Annotated in this window: 21 protein-coding genes and 2 riboswitches; of the genes, 15 read left to right on the top strand and 6 right to left on the bottom strand. The window is 36.1% G+C overall.

The annotated features are described in order from the left end of the window. Positions 1 to 78: 78 nt before the first annotated feature. A riboswitch (SAM riboswitch) is annotated at positions 79 to 266 on the bottom strand. Between the two features lie 90 nt (positions 267 to 356). Continuing rightward, entirely contained in the window at positions 357 to 1,202 is an 846-nt protein-coding gene (locus M1D60_RS15675) for a carbon-nitrogen family hydrolase (RefSeq protein WP_456275771.1), read from the bottom strand. Between the two features lie 200 nt (positions 1,203 to 1,402). On the opposite strand from M1D60_RS15675, the gene M1D60_RS15670 reads away from it, so the two are divergent. The 5 genes from M1D60_RS15670 (at position 1,403) to M1D60_RS15650 (ending at position 6,092) form a co-directional block, all read left to right on the top strand. Next, positions 1,403 to 2,575 carry an aminotransferase class I/II-fold pyridoxal phosphate-dependent enzyme gene (locus tag M1D60_RS15670; protein WP_456275770.1) on the top strand — a complete coding sequence of 391 codons (1,173 nt, stop codon included), beginning with the start codon at positions 1,403 to 1,405 and terminating at the stop codon, positions 2,573 to 2,575. A 117-nt stretch (positions 2,576 to 2,692) separates the two neighbouring features. Beyond that, a riboswitch (SAM riboswitch) is annotated at positions 2,693 to 2,803 on the top strand. 138 nt (positions 2,804 to 2,941) lie between these two features. Continuing rightward, entirely contained in the window at positions 2,942 to 4,168 is a 1,227-nt protein-coding gene (mtnW, locus tag M1D60_RS15665) for a 2,3-diketo-5-methylthiopentyl-1-phosphate enolase (protein WP_456275769.1), read from the top strand. Between the two features lie 13 nt (positions 4,169 to 4,181). Continuing rightward, a complete protein-coding gene (locus M1D60_RS15660; RefSeq protein WP_456275768.1) occupies positions 4,182 to 4,841 on the top strand; it encodes a 2-hydroxy-3-keto-5-methylthiopentenyl-1-phosphate phosphatase in 660 nt (219 codons plus the stop codon). Then, a complete protein-coding gene (locus tag M1D60_RS15655) occupies positions 4,838 to 5,467 on the top strand; it encodes a methylthioribulose 1-phosphate dehydratase (protein ID WP_456275767.1) in 630 nt (209 codons plus the stop codon). The genes M1D60_RS15660 and M1D60_RS15655 overlap by 4 nt, the downstream gene beginning before the upstream one ends. A 91-nt stretch (positions 5,468 to 5,558) precedes the next feature. Next, on the top strand, positions 5,559 to 6,092 hold the full coding sequence (locus tag M1D60_RS15650; RefSeq protein WP_456275766.1) for a 1,2-dihydroxy-3-keto-5-methylthiopentene dioxygenase: 534 nt from the start codon (positions 5,559 to 5,561) through the stop codon (positions 6,090 to 6,092). A gap of 53 nt (positions 6,093 to 6,145) precedes the next feature. Here the strand turns inward: M1D60_RS15650 and M1D60_RS15645 are convergent, their stop codons facing one another. Then, the gene (locus tag M1D60_RS15645) at positions 6,146 to 6,916 is read right to left on the bottom strand and encodes a divergent polysaccharide deacetylase family protein (RefSeq protein ID WP_456275765.1); all 771 of its coding nucleotides are present in this window, start codon (positions 6,914 to 6,916) and stop codon (positions 6,146 to 6,148) included. Positions 6,917 to 7,020: 104 nt separating this feature from the next. Continuing rightward, positions 7,021 to 7,467: a YkvA family protein gene (locus tag M1D60_RS15640; RefSeq protein WP_456275764.1), complete on the bottom strand. Its 447-nt coding sequence runs from the start codon at positions 7,465 to 7,467 to the stop codon at positions 7,021 to 7,023. A 229-nt stretch (positions 7,468 to 7,696) separates the two neighbouring features. Here M1D60_RS15640 and M1D60_RS15635 point away from each other — a divergent pair, with 229 nt between their 5' ends. The 4 genes from M1D60_RS15635 (at position 7,697) to M1D60_RS15620 (ending at position 10,688) form a co-directional block, all read left to right on the top strand. Then, positions 7,697 to 7,951: an aspartyl-phosphate phosphatase Spo0E family protein gene (locus M1D60_RS15635; protein WP_456275763.1), complete on the top strand. Its 255-nt coding sequence runs from the start codon at positions 7,697 to 7,699 to the stop codon at positions 7,949 to 7,951. 103 nt (positions 7,952 to 8,054) lie between these two features. Beyond that, positions 8,055 to 8,975, top strand: coding sequence for a PhzF family phenazine biosynthesis protein (locus tag M1D60_RS15630; RefSeq protein WP_456275762.1), 921 nt, complete (start codon positions 8,055 to 8,057; stop codon positions 8,973 to 8,975). A 40-nt stretch (positions 8,976 to 9,015) separates the two neighbouring features. Further along, positions 9,016 to 10,008 carry a phosphotransferase enzyme family protein gene (locus tag M1D60_RS15625; protein WP_456275761.1) on the top strand — a complete coding sequence of 331 codons (993 nt, stop codon included), beginning with the start codon at positions 9,016 to 9,018 and terminating at the stop codon, positions 10,006 to 10,008. Between the two features lie 242 nt (positions 10,009 to 10,250). Beyond that, positions 10,251 to 10,688, top strand: coding sequence for a MarR family winged helix-turn-helix transcriptional regulator (locus tag M1D60_RS15620; RefSeq protein WP_456275760.1), 438 nt, complete (start codon positions 10,251 to 10,253; stop codon positions 10,686 to 10,688). 259 nt (positions 10,689 to 10,947) lie between these two features. Here the strand turns inward: M1D60_RS15620 and motB are convergent, their stop codons facing one another. Both motB and motA read right to left on the bottom strand, forming a co-directional pair. After that, positions 10,948 to 11,712 (bottom strand): flagellar motor protein MotB, encoded by a 765-nt coding sequence (gene motB / locus M1D60_RS15615; RefSeq protein WP_456275759.1) that lies wholly within the window; start codon positions 11,710 to 11,712, stop codon positions 10,948 to 10,950. Further along, entirely contained in the window at positions 11,705 to 12,505 is an 801-nt protein-coding gene (gene motA / locus M1D60_RS15610; RefSeq protein ID WP_456279464.1) for a flagellar motor stator protein MotA, read from the bottom strand. The genes motB and motA overlap by 8 nt, the downstream gene beginning before the upstream one ends. 241 nt (positions 12,506 to 12,746) lie before the next feature. Between motA and M1D60_RS15605 the strand changes: the two genes are divergently transcribed. After that, the gene (locus M1D60_RS15605; protein WP_456275758.1) at positions 12,747 to 14,441 is read left to right on the top strand and encodes a M3 family oligoendopeptidase; all 1,695 of its coding nucleotides are present in this window, start codon (positions 12,747 to 12,749) and stop codon (positions 14,439 to 14,441) included. 34 nt (positions 14,442 to 14,475) lie between these two features. Here M1D60_RS15605 and M1D60_RS15600 read toward each other — a convergent pair whose 3' ends face one another. After that, positions 14,476 to 15,312, bottom strand: a complete 837-nt coding sequence (locus M1D60_RS15600) for a hypothetical protein (protein WP_456275757.1) — start codon at positions 15,310 to 15,312, stop codon at positions 14,476 to 14,478. Between the two features lie 146 nt (positions 15,313 to 15,458). On the opposite strand from M1D60_RS15600, the gene M1D60_RS15595 reads away from it, so the two are divergent. The 5 genes from M1D60_RS15595 to M1D60_RS15575 all read left to right on the top strand — a co-directional run bounded on the left by M1D60_RS15595 (position 15,459) and on the right by M1D60_RS15575 (position 20,627). Continuing rightward, positions 15,459 to 15,596 carry a hypothetical protein gene (locus M1D60_RS15595; protein WP_456275756.1) on the top strand — a complete coding sequence of 46 codons (138 nt, stop codon included), beginning with the start codon at positions 15,459 to 15,461 and terminating at the stop codon, positions 15,594 to 15,596. Between the two features lie 502 nt (positions 15,597 to 16,098). Beyond that, positions 16,099 to 17,184, top strand: a complete 1,086-nt coding sequence (locus M1D60_RS15590) for a GGDEF domain-containing protein (RefSeq protein ID WP_456275755.1) — start codon at positions 16,099 to 16,101, stop codon at positions 17,182 to 17,184. A gap of 34 nt (positions 17,185 to 17,218) precedes the next feature. Further along, positions 17,219 to 18,349 carry an HD-GYP domain-containing protein gene (locus M1D60_RS15585; protein WP_456275754.1) on the top strand — a complete coding sequence of 377 codons (1,131 nt, stop codon included), beginning with the start codon at positions 17,219 to 17,221 and terminating at the stop codon, positions 18,347 to 18,349. Positions 18,350 to 18,640: 291 nt separating this feature from the next. Beyond that, positions 18,641 to 18,775 (top strand): DUF6254 family protein, encoded by a 135-nt coding sequence (locus M1D60_RS15580; RefSeq protein ID WP_456275753.1) that lies wholly within the window; start codon positions 18,641 to 18,643, stop codon positions 18,773 to 18,775. Between the two features lie 229 nt (positions 18,776 to 19,004). Continuing rightward, complete coding sequence (locus M1D60_RS15575; protein WP_456275752.1) at positions 19,005 to 20,627, top strand: ABC-F family ATP-binding cassette domain-containing protein; 1,623 nt, start codon at positions 19,005 to 19,007, stop codon at positions 20,625 to 20,627. Positions 20,628 to 20,644: the final 17 nt, after the last annotated feature.

The raw sequence follows: 20,644 nt of genomic DNA, 5'->3' as shown, positions 1-20,644 counted from the left end.
TCATTACTCCCTTCTAAGATCAAACATATAAAAAGCCTCTTTCAATAAAGAAAGAGGCTTGAAGTCATAGCTTCGCACCTCTTATCTACCAGAATAATCTTCTGTTGGATGTAGCACCGTGCCTTACAAGAGAATAACTATAGCTTACGTTATTGTTATTCTTTTGGCGCTCTTCTATACTTTCTTGCGCCCCATTTTACAATGGTATTACGGTCGGTTGCTGCAGCTTCATAGGGCCATTTCCCTCAGCCAACTCTTGATAAGAGAATATATCATTTAAATTTAATTGTCTTTATTTTCATACTCGGTGTTCATAATAACAAGCCTTTTATTTGCTTGTCAATAAAAATATCATCTTAGTAATGCTCTGGACGTCGATCAGAGAAAATAGGAATCTGTTTTCTAACAGCATGAACTTTTTCTGTATTGATTTCACCTGTAAGGATGGTTTCGTCTTCTGTAGCTTCAACAATGATTTCTCCCCAAGGGTCAATAATCATAGAATGACCAACAAACTCATTTTTAGGATCCTTCCCAGCGCGGTTGCAAGCAACTACGTAGCACTGATTCTCAATAGCACGACTGATTAATAAAGAGCGCCAATGAGCGAGACGAGGGAAAGGCCATTCTGCAACAACAAAGACGACTTCTGCTCCTTTTGATGTATGTTTACGAATCCATTCAGGAAAACGAATATCGTAGCAAATAAAGCCCGCGCAGGTAATGTCTTGAAGCTTAAACAACCCTTCGTCGTTTCCTGCTTGTAAATAATGATGTTCATCCATCAATTTAAACAGGTGTAATTTACTATATTCATTGACGAGGTCACCTTGATTATTAACAATGAACATCGTATTATAAACGCCTTGATGCGTCCTTTTAGCAATTGAGCCACCCACGATGTGAACATTCTTGTCTTTGGCGAGTTCACTTAAAAATGAAAGAGTGGTTTGTCCGTCATGATCGGCAATCTCGTCTAATCTAGTAAGGTCATATCCTGTAGTCCAAAGCTCTGGTAGGACAATGATGTCTGGTGAATCCAGAACCGCTTCTTCAATTTTCTCCCTCATATGTTTAAAATTCAATTCAGGATTTCCAAATGCAATATCAAATTGGATGCAGCTTATTTTTAGATTCAAAAGACATCTACTCCTTAAAAAAATTACTTTACATATTGTCACTAACAATATAATATTTTTCACTGTAATTTCAATATATATTTTTAGATTTGGCTGTTAAAGAACATTGTTGATTTTTTGTACTGTTGATTAAAGTAGAAGGACGCGAGATTCCTGCAACGAAAACCAACAACAATCTATACAGAGCCTAAATTTAAATGAATTTCATTTTTGAATAATGATAAGTTAAGATTAACATATTACGTTACATAAAGGAGATTACCATGAGAACGTTCGAACAATCTGACATTCTAAAAAAATTACCTACTCAATTCTTTGCTACGCTTGTTGGTAAGGTTAATAAAGTAGTGGAGCAAGGCCATGATGTAATTAACTTGGGGCAAGGTAATCCAGATCAACCGACCTCAGCACATATAGTGAAATCCATGCAAGAAGCAGTTACGAATCCTGCTCACCATAAATATTCACAGTTTAGAGGGCAAAAATTTCTAAAGGAAGCAATTGTAACTTATTATGAGCGCGAGTACGGCGTTACTTTAGACCCGGAAAAACAGGTAGCTATTTTATTTGGTGGAAAGGCTGGTCTTGTTGAAGTTCCTCAGTGTTTGTTGAATGAGGGTGACGTTGCCTTAGTACCAGACCCAGGATATCCAGATTATTGGTCTGGAGTGGAGTTGGCAAAGGCACGAATGGAATTAATGCCTCTTAAAGTAGAAAATCAGTTTCTACCAAACTATAGTGAGCTTAACCCAGCGATTTTAGAACAGGCAAAGTTAATGTTCTTGAATTATCCTAATAACCCAACTGGTGCTGTTGCAACAAAGGAATTTTTTGAGGAAACGGTTCAATTAGCAAACCAGCACAATATTTGTGTCGTTCATGATTTTGCATATGGGGCAATTGGGTTTGATGAGAAGAAGCCGATTAGCTTTTTACAGGTTGAAGGAGCAATAGAGACGGGAATTGAAATATATACTCTTTCTAAAACATATAATATGGCGGGCTGGAGAGTCGGATTTGCGGTTGGAAATGAAAGTGTGATTGAAGCGATCAACCTTCTTCAGGACCATATGTATGTTAGCCTGTTTGGAGCGATTCAAGAGGCTGCCGCAACCGCTCTTTTATCTTCACAGGAATGTGTAGAAGAACTTGTACAAAAATATGAATCGAGACGAAACACATTTATTGATGCTCTCAATCACATAGGTTGGAAGGTAGAAGCACCACCAGGCTCATTTTTTGCATGGCTGCCAGTACCAGAAGGCTTTACATCTGTAAGCTTTTCTGATTATTTATTAGAGAAAGCCCATGTAGTAGTTGCTCCTGGTGTTGGTTTTGGAGAATACGGTGAGGGTTATGTAAGAGTCGGTTTACTTACCGATGAAGACCGTTTACTAGAGGCGGTATCACGCATCAAAAAACTAAATATATTTTAATATGGCTGATTTAACAACGGAATCATATCTTGACAATTGAAATAGATACTGTCATAATCCATAGTAATTTGAAATTGATACTTAAAGCGTTAAAATAATGGTAGTTGTCGTTTATAAAACTTATCAAGAGTAGGCGGAGGGACCAGCCCGATGAAGCCCGGCAACCGACTTTAGAATTAATCTAAAGCACGGTGCTAATTCTTGCAGCATTTTGCTGAGAGATAAGGAGAAGTTATTTAGTATGTAACCTCTTCTTAGGAAGAGGTTTTTTTGTGTTTCAAACAACTAGTTTAATTTATAAAGGTTATGAGAAGCTAAGTAAATACGCTAAAGCTTAAGAATTAATCGAGTAAAGAGGTGTTTAGTTTGGCAAGTGTTGTAGCTACATATTTGATACATGATGCAAAAGGGGATTTACACAAAAAAGGTGAAGGAATTGCGTTAGGCTTGACGATTGGCTCATGGACGGACCTGCCGCAGTTAGAGCAGGAGCAATTAAAAAAGCATAAGGGTGAGGTTTTATCAGTTGAGGAGTTAGAAGCTGATACTCGTGTTAACGAATACCTTGGTAAACAGGTAAAACGAGGTCATGTAAAAGTGGCCTATCCCATTGAAAATTTTTCTCATGACCTTCCGGCTATTTTAACGACTGTGTTTGGTAAGTTATCACTTGATGGTGAAGTGAAGCTAGTAGACCTAGAATTTCCAAGTGAAGTGAAGGGTTCTCTCCCAGGTCCCGTGTTTGGGATTGATGGAATCCGAGCTAAATTAGATGTATATGATCGTCCATTATTAATGAGTATTTTTAAAGGAGTAATCGGAAGGGATCTCACCTATTTAAAAGATCAACTGAGAGAACAGCTCTTAGGTGGTGTTGATTTAGTTAAGGATGATGAAATATTATTTGAAAATCCATTAACACCGTTTGAGAAGCGGATTACAACTGGAAGAGATGTCATTAACGAGGTATATGAAAAAACAGGTCATAAAGCTCTTTATGCTGTAAACCTTTCGGGACGGACGTTTGAATTAGTAGAAAAAGCAAGACGAGCTAAAGAACTTGGAGCAGATTGTTTATTATTTAATGTGTTTGCTTACGGTCTTGATGTTTTACAAGCCTTGGCAGAGGATAAACAAATTGGTATACCGATCATGGCTCATCCAGCCGTAAGTGGCGCGTTCACTCCATCTGAATTTTATGGGATTCAAAATCCGTTATTACTTGGTAAACTGTTACGATATGCAGGAGCAGATTTCTCTCTATTTCCGTCACCATACGGAAGTGTTGCATTAAGAAGAGAAGAAGCACTTGGGATCGCGACAGAGCTAACTAGGGAAGATCAATTTAAGAAGCCTTTTCCTGTTCCTTCAGCAGGCATTCATCCTGGACTTGTTCCTTCCTTGTATGAGGATTTCGGGTTAGACTCCGTCATTAATGCTGGTGGTGGTGTTCACGGACATCCAGATGGAGCAATTGGTGGAGGAAAAGCTTTCAGAGCTGCGATTGAGGCGACGTTACAAGGTCAATCCTTAAAGGATGCTGCCCTTCAGGATGAATACTTACACAAGGCAATCTCTCTATGGGGTTCATAAGGGGGAGAGGATAATGAAACGAACTATTTTTTGTGACTTTGATGGAACTATTACGGAAACAGATAATATTATTTCTTTAATGAAGCAGTTTGCACCACCGGAATGGAATGGAATTAAAGATCAGATTCTTGGACAGGAGATTACCATTCAAGAGGGTGTTGGGAGATTGTTCGAACTACTTCCTTCAACTTTAAAGGAAGAAATTATTACTTATTTGAAGGATACTGCAATCATTCGAGAAGGGTTTGCTGAATTTGTAAAATTTACACAGGATGAGGATATTGACCTTTATATTGTTAGTGGAGGAATCGATTTCTTTGTGTATCCATTACTTGAAGGATACATAAGTAAGGTATTTATTTACTGCAACAGCTCTGATTTTTCAAATGATACGATTAAAATATTATGGCCCAACAGTTGTGATGATTCCTGTGAAAATGGATGTGGTTGCTGTAAGCCATCTATAATCAAAAAATTAGCGAGTACTGAGGATCATATCATTGTTATTGGAGATTCCATAACAGACTTACAGGCTGCGAAAAAAGCAGACACTGTTTTCGCTAGGGATTTTTTAGTTGAAAAACTTACAGAGTTAAATATTCCTTTCCAGCCTTTTGAGACATTTTTTGATGTCATTCAATACTTAAAGCAGCAAGAGGTGATAAAGGCATGAGTGAATTAGCAACAAGATGGAATGAATTAGCTGATATCAAGGATGAACTGGCTTGGCGTGATTGGTTTCCTGGAACGAGTGGTAATTTATCAATCAAGGTTTCTAATCAACCACTAACCTTTCTAGTAACAGCTAGCGGTAAAGATAAACGAAAGCGAACTAATGAGGATTTTCTTTTAGTAGATGAAAAAGGCCAGGCAGTAGGTGAGACTCATCTTAAGCCCTCAGCTGAAACCTTACTTCATACAGAGGTATACAACCGGACAAATGCAGGATGCTGTCTCCATGTTCACACAGTAGATAACAATGTCATATCAGACCTGTTTTACCCAAAAGGTGAGATTGTATTTCAAAAACAGGAACTAATTAAAGCGTTTGGACTCTGGGAGGAAGATGCAACATACACCGTCCCTATTATCTATAATCATGCGGACATCCCAACGCTTGCTGAAGCGTTTGTCCCTTTTATAACAGCTGACGCTGGTGCAGTCCTAATCCAAAACCATGGAATAACCGTTTGGGGCAAAACACCACTAGAAGCAAAAAGATACCTAGAAGCTTGCGAATTCTTATTCAGCTACGAGCTAAAAAAACTAATGCTAAAAAATATAGCAGGCACACTTTAATGCACTACCGCATTGGGGGCCTGTCCCCCAATGCGGTGATGTGTTAAAGTAATCATATATATAATGAACTTAATTGAGGGAGGAATTTAGAATGGCAACCATTCGTATTCATGGAAGTAATGAGGTTATTGAGGATCAAGTAAAGGTAGCAGAGTTTTTAAATAGTAATGAAGTTATTTATGAGCAGTGGGATATTTCAAAATTACCAACTGAGCTTCGTGAGAACTATCAATTATCAGATGAGCAGAAAAATGCTGTTTTAGCAGCGTTTGATACAGAGATTAAAGATATTTCTGAAAGAAGAGGCTATAAGACTGCGGATGTTATTGCTTTATCGGATGCAACTCCAAATCTTGATCAGCTTTTAACGAACTTCCAACAAGAACATCATCATACTGATGATGAAGTGCGTTTCATTGTAAGTGGCCATGGAATTTTTATTATTCAAGGTAAGGATGAAGTGTTTTTTGATGTAAGATTAGAGCCAGGTGATCTAATCTCGGTTCCAGAAAATGTTCGCCACTTCTTCACATTACAAGAAGATCGCAAGGTTGTAGCTGTTCGTATATTTGTTACTCCAGAGGGATGGGTACCCATTTATGAGCAGGACGAAGTGAACGCTTAATTACTAAAAAAAAGAACCTTTTCAAATTAGCGAAAGGTTCTTTTTTTGTGTTGTTACTGAATAAATTCTCGTTCTTCAATGAGGGAAGCAGCCTTTACAAATACTGCGTTGGTTTGAATAACAGGAATGAATTCTTTAATTACCCCAGCTGTTTTTTCACCAGGTGGCCCCACGTGACCGATAGCCACCACCTCACCATCTGTTGACTGTAGTCTTTTAATAAGACGTTTTGTCTGATTAATAATGTGCTGAGTTGTATAAACATCATCAAAAAAGATCTCATTCTCTAAGTAAGGAACACCAATTTCCTTTGCAAGAACAGGTACGACACTTTTGGGACTGGTCTTACTATCTATGAAAATAAGTCCTTGCTCCCGGCAAACTTCCAATATTACCCTCATAATTCTTTTATCGGCCGTAATTTTTGATCCCATATGATTATTAATCCCAATTGCATATGGAACGTCCTTAATCGCAGCTTCTACACTATTACGAACTTCCTTATTAGATAATTCATCCGTAATGGCACCGGGTCCTAACCAGCTGCTCTTTCCCTTCAGTGGTTCCATCGGTAAATGGATAATGACATCATGTCCGAGGCGATGTGCCCACTCAGCGTCAGATTTTGACGTCTCTAAAAAGGGCATAACTGCGATTGTAAGAGGAATGGGGAGAGCAAGGATTTCCTTTGACCCTTTCATTTTATTACCAAAATCATCAATGATAATTGCAACTTTTTTCTCTTGCTCTTGCTCTGCATTTGCTGTCAAAGGAATGATAGGGAGTAACATGATAAAAATAATTAGTAGTCTAAATAGAAACATAAAAAATCTCTCCTTCACATACTAGTAGGCAAATTGTTTTACTTCCTTAAGATGAAAAGTAAGTAATATTTGTTTGCTACTAGCATGAGCTTGAGAGATTAAATTTACTCATAATTCTCTATGGTTTGGCTGTTTATTTCTTGATCTGTTGGGGCTTGATCATCTTTCCAAATCTTATATTTATGTAAGTCCTGTTCAATTTGTCTGAAAATAAAAGCGATCATTGCGGCATCATCTATATAGCCAGCACCAATAAATATGTCTGGAATGAAGTCGGTAGGGATGACAAAATAGAGAATCCCAATCACAATCAAGGTTAACGTTTTGTAGGGTACTTCCCGGTATCTTCCTGATACCCAGTCATCGAAGGCATCTACTAATAATAAAAGTTGGTTGCGAAAGCTCTCCACCCTACCAACATCCGATTTTGTTTTTTTTGTAGCTTCTTTAATTAGTTCCTTCGCTTTTTGGCGATCTTTTATGTATTGTGAAGCTTTTACCTTATACTTTTTTATGCCTTTTGAGGTTAGCTCACTGTTTGAATGGTCCATTTTTTCACTCCTATTAATAAGATCAATAGTCTCTTACTTGCTAGTTTACCATGAGACATAGAAAATCATAAAATAATATAGGATTCCTTTAAATGTGACATATTTTTGACTGAATAAAAACGAGAATTTTGTCTATTTTTGCGATAGTATTTACATAAATAGAAGAATTTGTAATAATTCAAAATAGCTAATCACTTGAATGGATTGAAGGCTTAAGGAGGAAAAATAATTGCAAGATCAAATAGAATTAGCAATATTATTGCAAAAGATTAATATGAAAAGAGAAGAAATGATTACAATCGCAATGGAAACCGGTTTTACAAGCAAAGAGACTATTACATGTAGTCAAGAGCTTGACCAATTAATCATACAATATCAAACATATAAAATGGTTGAAAATAGAGTAGGTGTGTGTCGAACTTTTTTACAAACGATATCGTTGTTAATGATGAAACCTAGTGTATCTTTAAATAGAATGAAATAACCTAAAAAGCTTATTATGAGTGAAAGCAAGAATATACTACATAATAGGCTTTTCTTAATTTTCGTTTAAATGACGAAACATTTTTTGTAAAAGGAGAAAAAAGATGAAAAAATTATCATATATATTGTTAGATGTTTTTACAACTACTCCATTCGGCGGAAATCAGCTTGCAATATTTTTAAATGGGGAAGGATTGTCATCGGCTGATATGCAAACGATCGCAAAGGAATTAAACCTTTCGGAATCGGTTTTCTTATTCCCACCAACATCTGAACGCCCTCATTATAAATTACGTATTTTTACACCATCTATGGAGCTGCCTTTTGCTGGTCATCCTACAATCGGTACTGCCTTTTTGTTAGGAGAGAAAAAGATGGTATCTCGTAATGAAGAAGGCTTAACAACAATAGTTGTGGAGGAAAATATCGGAGAAGTGCCATTACATCTATATACCAAAAATGGAAAAATGGTAAAGGCTGAAATGATCCAGCCCACTCCAAAGGTTTTAGCTGAAATGACAGATAAACAGGCTGTTTCTAGATTGCTTTCTTTAAATGAAGAAGACCTGCATCAAAGTCTTCCTATTCAAACGGTTTCTGCAGGAATTCCGTTCCTATTCATTCCTATTAAAAACCTTGAGGCAATGAAAAAAATCCAACTAAGGATGGATGTATGGCAAGAACTATTTTCCAATGATGAAAATAAACAACATATCTTTGCTTTTTCATTAGAAACGGAGTCTCCAGAAGCTCATGTGCATAGCCGCATGTTTGCACCTGCAATGGGAATCAGTGAGGATCCTGCAACTGGCAGTGCTAGCGGGCCGTTAGGGTATTATCTAGTTGCAAATCAAGTATTTGAGCCTGCAGACAATCAGGTAACCATTATAAGCGAACAAGGAATGGAAATGGGACGACCAAGTAGAATAGAAATCACAGTCAAATTTCAGCAAGGTATGGTATCAAAAGTTCTTGTTGGCGGCAGTGCGCTTATAATAGGGGAAGGAACATTGTTTATACATTAGATAATCAGAACTAATGAAACGGGACGGAGAGAGTGAAAATATGGAACAATCAGTAGAACAACTATTTTCCGATGAATTGATTCATCTAGCTGGTAAACGATTTGGTGCAGCTACTTCTCAGTATAAGAAGTTGGGTGATTTTGAAAGCTATATTTTTGAGGTGTCCTATCAAAATATACCTGCTATTCTAAGAATTACTCACAGCTCCCATCGCTCCTTAAGTCAAATAGAGGGAGAACTTGAATGGGTAGACTATCTATTTCAGCACGGTGTTCATGTATCCAAACCCTATCGATCATTAGAAGGGACCTTTGTTGTAAAACTACCTGTAGATCACAGTTGCTTCTATGCAAGCTTGTTTGAAAAAGCTCCTGGCAAGAAAATCGAGGTTCAATCAGAGGGTTTTGATGATAGACTCTTTCAAGAATGGGGAAGAACAACAGGTCAGCTTCACCGTTTAACAAGAGGATATGAAACGAAGGAGAGAAAGAGGCCTTATTGGGATGAAGAGGAACTTTTATACCCGAAAAAAGTACTTTCGTTTACTGATCAAAAACTTAACACTGCAGCAGAACATTTAATTCAAACTATAAAGAAATTACCGATCAATCATCAATCATTTGGATTGATCCATAGTGATATACACTCTGGCAACTTTTTCTTACATAATGGCAAAATCCAATTATTTGATTTCGATGACTCCCAATACTTTTGGTTCGTTCATGATGTGGCTATTCCTATTTACTATAGTTCATGGTACAAGTTTCAAAATGGGACTCAACAGGTAAGAACAGAGTTTGCAAAACGTTTACTAGAGCAGTTTTTACAAGGATATGAAAAAGAGTTTCATATCGAGGACGAGTGGTTAGAAAGGTTACCTTTATTTCTTAATATAAGAGACCTTGTGTTATTTAATGTATTTCATAAAAAAATGGATATGAATAATGCTAGTGATCGATTGCTAGCATTATTAAATGAACTTCGAGGAAGAATCATCTCACAGGATTCAATTGTAGATTTCACAAAATTTTAGGCTCACTTGAATGGTGGGCTTTTTTTATTGGGTCTTTTCCAATACTTTGTTGCTTTTGAGACATTTAGTTTGGGTGTTTAACCATCTTTTTAAGCAAATTATGTATGGATTAGAAATAGTTTTGGGTTTTTTACATAAAGCAACAATCTATACGAAAACGCTTTTCTATTTGACAATATCTATCTATTTTTAGTATTATATCTTTAATTCAAGATAATTGAAATTGATAAGGATCTGATTATATGGAAAATAGAAAAGAAATAGATACATCTCTAAAACTCTTTATCGTTCTATCCCGTGCGTTTCGAAGCGTTAGCGATCAAGCAAATAAATCAATTGGAAGTTTTGGTTTAAACCCGACAGAATTTGCTGTATTAGAATTATTGTTTCATAAAGGTGAGACACCGCTACAACAAATTGGTGGGAAGATTCTAATTGCAAGTGGGAGTATTACTTATGTAGTGGATAAGCTAGAACAGAAAGGTCTTTTAGCTCGAAAGCAATGTACGAAAGACCGACGTGTTACCTATGCTTCATTAACCGACGCTGGAATTAAGTTCATGGAAGAGATTTTCCCCAAGCATGAGCAATATATAAATGAAATTGAATCCACTTTATCCTTAGAAGAAAAGGAAGCATTAATCGTCCTACTAAAAAAATTAGGGCATGGTGTGAATTGATTAGTTACACTCTGAGACCATTTTGAGAAAAGGTTTCAGAGTGTTTTTTATTGTAGTGCTCATAGATAGTACTAATCCATCTTAAAACAAGACAATAACTTACTATTAAATTCAATATTTAATTGAATAGAAAAAGAGTCAATCATTAGCGATTGACTCTTTTGTTTAGACTGTTTTCGTATAGATGTTGTTTTATAAAAATCCCTAAAACCGGATTTTCACCCTAGTTATAGGCTTCTACTCTACATGAAAAGAGCCTTTATTGCTCATTGAATTCGTTCGGTAAGATTAGTACTTCAACACGACGGTTTTTAGCTCTACCTTCTGAAGTATCGTTAGTGTCAACTGGCGAATATTCGCCAAATCCCTTCGCACTAAATCTTCTCTCGTCAAGTCCTTCATTTTCTAATAAAAGCTTCATGAAATTAACGGCACGCATTACACTTAAATGCCAATTGGAATCAAATTGTGAATTATTAATCGGAACATTATCCGTATGACCACTTATGATGACATTACGAGGTGGGTCGCTTACTAGTAATGTGGAAAGATCCTTAACTAAGGATTCTTCATTAAGTTTTACTGCGGCTACACCCGAATCGAAAAATACATCATTTAGGATAGTAATGAGTAATCCCTCATCAGTTAAAGTAGTTTCTAAGCGAGTGTCAAGTTGTTTCTCGTTAATATATTGATTAATCTTTTCTTGAAGCTGCTTTAGTTCTGATTGCTCCTGCTGATCAAAGTCAGGGTTTTCGTTTTCTTCATTTTGAGCGTCTTCTTTATTTGCAGATTGAGGCTGTTCTTCTGGAAGCGGACTTGGATATTCCATCAAACCAGTACCACCATTAAAAGCACTACTAAAGGACTCAGCCATTTGTTGAAATTTTTGTGCGTCAACTGAGCTACTAGCAAATAACACGATGAAAAGTGCTAATAATAGCGTAAGAAGATCGGCATAGGGAATGAGCCAGGATTCATCTACATGCTCTTCATGATGGTGTTTTTTCTTTTTTTTACTCATCCGCATTCCCACCTTGAGATTGAGATGCAAAATACTTTTCGCGCTCATGGTTTGGTAAATAGCTTACTAGTTTTTGTTCTAACATAGTAGGGGATTGTCCATCTAGAACAGACAATACGCCTTCAATCATGACACGTTTAACATGTGCCTCTTCTTTTGATTTTCTTTTTAGTTTATTTGCAAATGGGTGGCAGATTACATATCCAAAGAAAATACCAAATAGGGTCGCAACAAAGGCTGCGGCAATAGCCGATCCAAGAGCATCAATATCCGCCATATTTCCTAAGGCTGCAATTAGTCCAACTACCGCTCCTAATACACCCAGTGTAGGTGCATACGTACCACCTTGTGTAAATATTGCTGCTCCTCCAAGATGACGCTCTTCCATTGCTTCAACTTCCTCATCCATGATATCACGGATAAATTCTGGGGATTGGCCATCAATAGCTAAGCTAAGTCCATTTTTCAAAAATGGGTCTTGTACTTCACTTAATTGTGTTTCAAGAGCAAGTAGGCCTTCCTTACGAGCTATATTTGCCCAATTAACAAATAAAGGAACAAGATCAATTACATGTGTACTACTTTTACTAGTAAAAATAATTTTAAGAAGTTTTGGTACCTTTTTTAATTCTTGTCCAGGGAAGGCTATTGAAACGGCTCCAGCTGTTCCTACTACAATGATAAGAAATGCAGGTGCATTTAATAGAGAGGTTAAAGGTGCGTGCTTTAAAACCATCCCTCCAAGTAACCCTAGAAAACCAAGAAAAATACCAATTATAGTTGCTTTATCCATCATTATCACCTAACTTTGATTTTTTCTGTGCATCGACATATTGTGAGTCATATCTACAAATAGTGATCTTTTATCCTATCTATCTTATCGGCATGAAGTATCAAATTGTTTAAGGGTTTCCGGTATTATTTCATCAAAATAATAGAATCCTTAAATTATGAATGAAAAACCTTGAGGAGTTTGCAGGAATAAGGTAATAATTAACGAATATAACGGTGAATATAAACGAGGAGTGAATCTTTTGAAATTTGAGGAATTTGAATATAAACGCCCTAATCTAGATGAAATTGAGAATAATATTTCAGATTTACTTACCCAATTTGAGCAGGCCAAAAATGCAGAAGAACAGAATGAAATAATGAAAAAGATTAACGCAATCAGAAATGACTATAGTACAATGTATAATATTTCTTACGTACGCCATACAATTGACACAAATGATGAGTTCTACCAAGCTGAAAATGATTTTTATGACGAAAGTAATCCAATCATGCAAAAAGTTACAACGAGTTTTTATAAGAAGCTAGTTGCTTCTACTTTTAGGAAGGAACTTGAGGAAATTTGGGGTAAGCATTTGTTTAATCTAGCTGTGTTAGAATTAAAAACTTTCTCACCTGATATTATTGAAGATTTGCAATTAGAAAATAAGCTTACAAGTGAGTATACGAAGCTTGTTGCCTCAGCGAAACTTATGTATGATGGTGAGGAAAAAACACTAGCACAAATTTATCCCTATACCATTAAACAGGACCGTGATGTTCGAAAAGAGGCAAGTGACCTCTATTATGGTTTTTTTGCAGAGCATACAGAGCAGTTTGACGAAATCTATGACAAGCTTGTAAAGGTTCGCACGAAGATCGCAGAAAAACTTGGCTATGAAAATTTTGTAGCTTTAGGGTATGATCGTATGCTTCGAACAGATTATCAGGCAGAAGATGTGAAAAGGTTTAGAGACCAGGTGAAGGAGTTCATTGTTCCATTAGCGACTAAATTAAAGGATCGTCAGCGCCAGCGTATTGGTGTGGATGAATTATTTTACTATGATGAAGGATTTAATTTTAAGAGCGGGAATCCGGAACCAAAAGGTAGTCCCGAGTGGATTGTTGAAAATGGAAAAACGATGTATAGTCAGCTTTCGACTGAAACAAGTGAATTTTTTGACTTTATGATTGATAATAATCTAATGGATTTAGTTGCGAAAAAAGGAAAAGCTAGTGGTGGTTACTGTACATATATTAATAATTATAAAGCACCTTTTATTTTTTCTAACTTTAATGGAACCTCAGGTGACATTGATGTATTAACTCATGAAGCTGGACATGCCTTCCAAGTATATTCAAGTCGTGATTATGAGGTGCCTGAGTATAATTGGCCTACCTTTGAGGCATGCGAAATCCACTCTATGAGTATGGAGTTTTTTACCTGGCCATGGATGGAAAATTTCTTTAAAGAAGACACAGCAAAATATAAGTATTCTCATTTAAGCAGTGCTCTATTATTCCTACCTTATGGTGTGGCAGTAGACGAATTCCAACACTTTGTTTATGATCATCCAGAAGCAACTCCTAGTGAACGAAAAGAATACTGGGCAAAGCTTGAGGAAAAGTATTTACCACATCAAAATCATGGTGAAAATGAGTTTTTAATAAACGGAGGTTTTTGGCAACGACAAGGACATATTTTTTCAAGTCCTTTCTATTACATTGATTATACACTTGCTCAAATATGCGCATTTCAATTCTGGGTTCGTGCAAGAGAGAATCAGGAAGAAGCTTGGAAGGATTACTATACTCTTTGTAAAGAGGGCGGAAGTAAGCCGTTTACAGAACTTGTAAAGGTAGCTAATCTTGAATCACCATTTAAGCTAGGTTCAATTGAGTCAGTTGTTGCAGAAATCGAAAAATATTTAGATCAAATTAATGATAAAGAACTATAAAACAAGCGCCGGAACAACTAATGTTCCGGCTTTTCTACTCCAAAGCAGGTTTAATTCTCTCATGCTGAATCTTCCAAGGAGAGCTAGGAAAGTCCCTTACCATAGGTATAAAAACCGTCCCCTTTATCCTACCTTGCTTTTTAGAATACATGATAACTTTCACATGAGCTTCAGCCGTAAAGGCATTTTCTAAAGTTGTTTCTAGTTCTTTTATTTTTATCGTATTTATATCATTACTGAAGGTAGTCAGCTCATTATTTTGCTTCCAATTATTAGTCAGTAGGAGATTTAGAATATAAGGATCCTGTTGATTCAATGCCTCAATGAAAATCTGAACCATACTAGTTGGATTTGCTCTTGCTGTGTACTCTTCAAGCTGTCCAGCAGATTTAAGAATCATTAGTGTATGAGAAAAATCCATCGTATCTTTTTTATGGGTAGAGCTTCCGTAAAAGTGAACGCAAAAATGGCCAGGAAAATTATTTTGTATGGCACCTGCTCCATGTGGCATTCCATGCATAGAGGCAGGAATTAAATAATCTTCAAACTGGACTAATATAGCTCTTCTTTTCCAGCTCCATTTCCCACCATAAATCTCCTTCATAATCTTTGTATCTTTTTTAGTTAATGGTTGAACATCGGTATGGTCGCTTCCAGCTCTTCTTTGAACCTTGAAGCTTTGCCCAGTCACAAGATCAATGACAGTAAATGTTGAGAATTTCGGAATTAAAAGATCTATTTCCTTCCAATTTAAAGGATTAAGCTCAAAGCTTATTTGAGAGGTTGGGCATTGTTGATCTTGAGCTAAAACTCTTACAGGGAAAATAAGTACAATTAGTAGAATAGGCATCCAATAAAGTTTCCGTTGCATACGTCCCACCCTTATTCTTATTAATATGAAATAATCATTCCCTATAAAAAGAAAAACTATGTTAGTACTAGTTACATCCAGTATGTGGTAACAAGTCTGATACTTTTTTGAAGAAAAGGTAATCCTATGGAGGAGGAGGGATCATCATGGAAAAAAATGAGAAGGAACTGACAAACTTAAGTTATGAATCAGATGGAAAAATGGGAAAAGAACAGAGGAAAACAGAGTCGAATGATAAATCAGAACCAATGGACTTTTTCAATATAACCCAGGATAGTGAATAAAAGTAGAAGAGGCTGGGACATAGTATGTATTTTAGTTAGTGAAAAACTCGAACAATATTTTGATGTATCTTTCACCTACTAGTTCGGGTCTTTTTTTGTTACTTTTATTGATTTGTTTATAATTGCATTCTTTTTTTAAAAAATAGTGGAATGGAGCGGAAGTCGCTCGACTCCAGCGGGAGATAGAGGAAAGGCTGAGACCCCGCAGGCGTAGCCGAGGAGGCTCAGATTCCTCCCCGCGGAAAGCGAGCGGCTGCAGCGCAATGGAACAACCCTGTTTTTCCAGCTTAACTAGTTAATAAGAAAAAAACAGTATTATATTTAATAGGTAGACTAATTTTAAGATTATTCGTCTTTGAGACTGGGGCATTAGGTTATGTCCCAGCCTCTTCTTTGATTAGAATACTGAACTTAGATCAAACAAGTTTTTCTATGTAAGTATATACCATTTTTTGTTTTGTTAGTATAATAGAGCTACCTATAAGTAAAGGAATGATTTTTAGTGAATTATAAAATCGTTCAACTTGATGATTATAAAATGGAGCAAATATTTAACGCCCTTAGGTGGATTTTTTTAATTGTTGCTGCGATCTTTTTCTACTATCCTCCTATAGCATCGGTTTTAGATTATAATCAGTATTCATTTACTATTCTTTTTATCATTGGCGTTTTTTATATGAGTAGCACACAGTTGGTCCTTTTCTTTCATGCCAATAACAAACGTATTTTCAGCATAGTTATGAAAGCAGGGATTGTTTTTGACTATATTGCAGCAAACTGGCTTTTAATCCTTTCTGGTGGCGCAGAAAGTTACCTATTTCCTATATTCTTTTTAATTATTATGCATGCGACCATATATTGGAGAATACCAGGAGCTATATGTTCTTTTATTTCAATGCTTCTAAGTTATACAGCCATATTCTTTTTCTCATCCCCTGAAATCACACCCATTCAGGTTATTAACTACCTTTTAAACATTGGATTTTTACTAATAATAGGTATGTTGGGTGCATTGATTGTCAATCGAGAACGAAAGCAGCTTACCCAAACAAATGAATATAGAAGTATGTTGAATAGAGATTATTTAACAGGATTATATAACCACCGCCATTTTCAAGAACAGCTTCGTTCCAAAAAAAACCAGATTACAGTTGCTATGATTGATATTGATTATTTTAAGAATGTCAACGATACTTATGGACATGTAGTAGGAGACCAAGTTCTAAGGGATATTGGGCAATTGCTGGAGGATTCAGTTCCCTCCAATAAAGGACTTGCCTTTCGCTATGGTGGAGAGGAATTTTCATTAATATTTTTTACTAGTAAATTGGAAGATGTAAAGCCTTACATTCTAGATATCTATAAAAAACTAAATGAAGTGAAGTTTATAGCAGAAAATAAAACGTTTACTATTACACTTAGTCTAGGAGTGGCAAATAAAGATCTTCGAACGAATAATGAAGTTGATATTGTGAAAGTAGCAGATGAGCTTCTTTATGAAGCTAAAAACGCTGGGAAGAATAGAGCTTTCTTCTCAAATGGTGACAAAGTGTTTAATGAAGAAAATCGCATTTTAGTGCACTATTAATCTTTAATTCAGTAGATTTGCGAGGAATATTCTCATGTATTCAATGAAGAGGGTTTTACTAACAGCTTGGTTAGGTACGGTAGTAGGGGCCATTTCTTTAATGGCCTTTACCGTCTTATTTTTTGAAAGTGTGTCAAAGGAAACATATGTATTAGTGGTCATGCTTTTATTTGGATATTCGCCGTTCTTCCTGGTATATCAATACTTGTCTTTGGTCCAGCAACGTTTCTTATTTTTAATACATACATATTTGATAATTGGATTAACCTTATACTTAGCACCTTATATAGGCCATGTGATTTTCTACTTTGGTCTGATCTACGCTGCTTTGTTTAAAGAAAAAATCTATTATGTGTTTTCATTTTTTATCTCTGTAGCTATTTATTCAGCCATTATTTTTATTCATCCATTTATAGATTTTTATCCGGTTATGGAACTCCTGCAATTCTTTGTTTATCTTAGCTTTATGTTTATCCTATATTTTGTTTCTAAAATGATGGTAAGACAGGAAAAGCTAAACTCGATGTATACGAAAACAATGGAAGCATTAGTGTTAGCCATAGAAGCAAAAGATGAGTACACAAGAGGCCATTCAACGAGAGTCTCCGAATATAGCATGATTTTAGGTAAGACCTTAAAGGATAGTGGCTTCGATTTGGATCTTGAAATACTTCGAATAAGCTCATTGCTGCATGATATTGGAAAGGTTAACATTTCTAATGAAATATTACAAAAAAAAGGAAAGCTAACAGTCAATGAATATGATGAAATCAAAAGACATCCTGTGTTTGGTGCTGAAATCGCAAAAAGTCTAGAGTTTCCAGACGAAATCATAAGTCCTATTCTTTATCATCATGAAAGAAGTGATGGACAAGGCTACCCTAAAGGATTAGCAGGAGAGGAAATACCGCTATTGGCAAGGATAATCGCGATTGCTGACACATTTGATGCACTGACAACAAATCGCTCCTATCGGAGAGCGTATTCTGTATATGAGGCAAGAGATATTATAATAGATCATATTGGAACACAGTTTGATGATCAAATTGCTCCGTATTTTATTGACTGCTTTCCTAAACTTAAAAGAAGAGCAGAGCAATTAATCGAGATTGAAAAACAGCTATCAAAAGTGATGGATGAAGAAACAAAATTTACACTAAATTAAAACAGAATGGAGTCAATGACTCCATTCTGTTTTCTTTATCGCAGTAAAGTGGTGGGGGACAGGCCCCCACTGCTTTACTGTGTTGAAGGGTTTTTCGATGCTCTTTGAGTTGACCTTGTATTAATTTCACCTTTACTGACTTTTAAATAATTTGTTTTGGATATAGTGGTAATTTTTTTCAATGCTTATAAGATAAAGGGTTTGGTAGCATATTCAACTATACCTGTGTACATAAGTAAGTTGTATTATCGAAATGATAATAAGGAGAATTAGAAAAAGGAGAGTAACCTGATGACACAATCAAAGCGCCAAAAGGAACGACAGTGGAGAACTAGAAAAGAGGCCCAAAATCCACATGGAAAAGTTCCATCATATGATGAACTTGCTGAGGGAACCGAAGATAAAAAAAACAATGAAAATCGCTAAATAGGAAGGGCATGAGTATTTCATGCTCTTTTTTATGTACATAACTAACTGCGGTATACTGATTTCTTAGGACAAATACCAGCTTATTTTGAGTATTGCTTATTGATTAGATGTAAACCAATGCTTTATTCAATCTTTCATTACTATTCTTACCATGAAATGTATCTTATTATAGTAGGATTATGCTATAATAACCGCAGTGTAAAATAGAATGGAGGATTCAACACGTATGCTATCAGTACAAAATATAGGGCTACGATATGGTGATCGTAAGCTTTTTGATGATGTGAATATTAAGTTTACCCCTGGAAATTGCTATGGTTTGATCGGTGCAAATGGAGCGGGGAAATCAACTTTCTTAAAAATATTATCGGGTGAAATTGAAGCACAAGAGGGAAATGTTATCATTACTCCTGGTGAACGTCTAGCTGTATTAAAGCAAAACCATTTTGAGTATGAAGAATTTGAAGTTATTCAAACGGTAATTAAAGGGCATGCTCGTTTATATGAAGTTATGAAAGAAAAAGATGCCATCTATATGAAGGCTGATTTCACAGATGAAGATGGAATGAGAGCCGCTGAACTTGAAGGTGAATTTGCTGAGTTAAACGGTTGGGAAGCTGAATCGGAAGCTGCCATCCTTTTAAAAGGCTTAGGGATTGGTGAAGATATTCATCACAAGAAAATGGCTGATTTAACAGGTGGGGATAAGGTTAAGGTACTTTTAGCTCAAGCCCTATTTGGTAAGCCAGACATCTTATTACTAGATGAGCCGACAAACCATTTAGATATTCAAGCGATTCGCTGGTTAGAAGAGTTTCTAATTAACTTTGAAAACACAGTCATTGTGGTTTCCCATGACCGACATTTCTTAAATAAAGTCTGTACACATATTGCGGACTTAGACTTCAGTAAGATTCAAGTGTATGTTGGGAACTATGACTTCTGGTATGAATCAAGCCAATTAGCAGCTAGAATGTCTCAAGATGCTAATAAGAAGAAGGAAGAAAAAATTAAAGAGCTTCAAGCGTTTATTGCTCGATTTAGTGCAAATGCTTCTAAATCGAAGCAAGCAACCTCTAGAAAAAAACTACTTGATAAGATTGAGCTTGATGATATTAGACCGTCTTCTCGTAAATATCCATATATCAATTTCTCACAAGAGCGTGAGGTAGGAAATGACCTTCTTAGAGTAGAAGGAATATCTAAGACGATTGATGGGGTTAAGGTTCTTGATAATGTTAATTTTACAGTAAACAAGGGAGATAAAATTGCCTTTGTTGGAAGAGATGAAATTGCGAAAACAACCCTATTCAAGATTTTAACAGGTGAGATGGAAGCTGATAGTGGGACCTATAAGTGGGGTGTCACGACTAGTCAAGCATATTTCCCTAAGGATAACTCCAAATACTTTGAAAATAATGATCTAAATCTTGTGGACTGGTTACGTCAATATTCTCCTAATGATCAAACAGAAAGCTTCTTACGTGGTTTCTTAGGAAGAATGCTTTTCTCTGGTGAAGAGGTTATGAAAAAAGCAAAGGTATTATCTGGAGGAGAAAAAGTACGCTGTATGCTTTCAAAAATGATGCTAACAAGTGCAAACGTCTTATTACTAGATGAGCCGACAAACCATTTAGACTTAGAGTCAATTACAGCACTAAACAATGGCTTGATCTCCTTTAAAGGAACGATGCTATTTACATCGCATGACCATCAATTCGTGCAAACAATCGCAAACAGGATTATCGAAATTACTCCAAATGGAATGGTTGATAAACAATCTAGCTATGATGAGTATCTTGAAAATGATGAAATACAAAAGCAAGTGGAAGCATTATATACCGCATAATAAAAAGCGCAACCAAA

The organism is Bacillus sp. AK128 (assembly GCF_053903075.1).
The sequence above is the reverse complement of the archived record's forward strand: the minus strand, read 5'-3'. Positions and strand labels throughout refer to the sequence as shown.

What these genes read in the sequence shown, in the direction of transcription:
- M1D60_RS15670 (WP_456275770.1), top strand. Translation starts at nt 1,403, where the DNA reads ATGAGAACGTTCGAACAATCTGACATTCTAAAAAAATTACCTACTCAA.
- M1D60_RS15660 (WP_456275768.1), top strand. Translation starts at nt 4,182, where the DNA reads ATGAAACGAACTATTTTTTGTGACTTTGATGGAACTATTACGGAAACA.
- M1D60_RS15655 (WP_456275767.1), top strand. Translation starts at nt 4,838, where the DNA reads ATGAGTGAATTAGCAACAAGATGGAATGAATTAGCTGATATCAAGGAT.
- M1D60_RS15650 (WP_456275766.1), top strand. Translation starts at nt 5,559, where the DNA reads ATGGCAACCATTCGTATTCATGGAAGTAATGAGGTTATTGAGGATCAA.
- M1D60_RS15645 (WP_456275765.1), bottom strand. Translation starts at nt 6,916, where the DNA reads ATGTTTCTATTTAGACTACTAATTATTTTTATCATGTTACTCCCTATC.
- M1D60_RS15640 (WP_456275764.1), bottom strand. Translation starts at nt 7,467, where the DNA reads ATGGACCATTCAAACAGTGAGCTAACCTCAAAAGGCATAAAAAAGTAT.
- M1D60_RS15630 (WP_456275762.1), top strand. Translation starts at nt 8,055, where the DNA reads ATGAAAAAATTATCATATATATTGTTAGATGTTTTTACAACTACTCCA.
- M1D60_RS15625 (WP_456275761.1), top strand. Translation starts at nt 9,016, where the DNA reads ATGGAACAATCAGTAGAACAACTATTTTCCGATGAATTGATTCATCTA.
- M1D60_RS15620 (WP_456275760.1), top strand. Translation starts at nt 10,251, where the DNA reads ATGGAAAATAGAAAAGAAATAGATACATCTCTAAAACTCTTTATCGTT.
- motB (WP_456275759.1), bottom strand. Translation starts at nt 11,712, where the DNA reads ATGAGTAAAAAAAAGAAAAAACACCATCATGAAGAGCATGTAGATGAA.
- motA (WP_456279464.1), bottom strand. Translation starts at nt 12,505, where the DNA reads ATGGATAAAGCAACTATAATTGGTATTTTTCTTGGTTTTCTAGGGTTA.
- M1D60_RS15600 (WP_456275757.1), bottom strand. Translation starts at nt 15,312, where the DNA reads ATGCAACGGAAACTTTATTGGATGCCTATTCTACTAATTGTACTTATT.
- M1D60_RS15595 (WP_456275756.1), top strand. Translation starts at nt 15,459, where the DNA reads ATGGAAAAAAATGAGAAGGAACTGACAAACTTAAGTTATGAATCAGAT.
- M1D60_RS15585 (WP_456275754.1), top strand. Translation starts at nt 17,219, where the DNA reads ATGTATTCAATGAAGAGGGTTTTACTAACAGCTTGGTTAGGTACGGTA.
- M1D60_RS15580 (WP_456275753.1), top strand. Translation starts at nt 18,641, where the DNA reads ATGACACAATCAAAGCGCCAAAAGGAACGACAGTGGAGAACTAGAAAA.
- M1D60_RS15575 (WP_456275752.1), top strand. Translation starts at nt 19,005, where the DNA reads ATGCTATCAGTACAAAATATAGGGCTACGATATGGTGATCGTAAGCTT.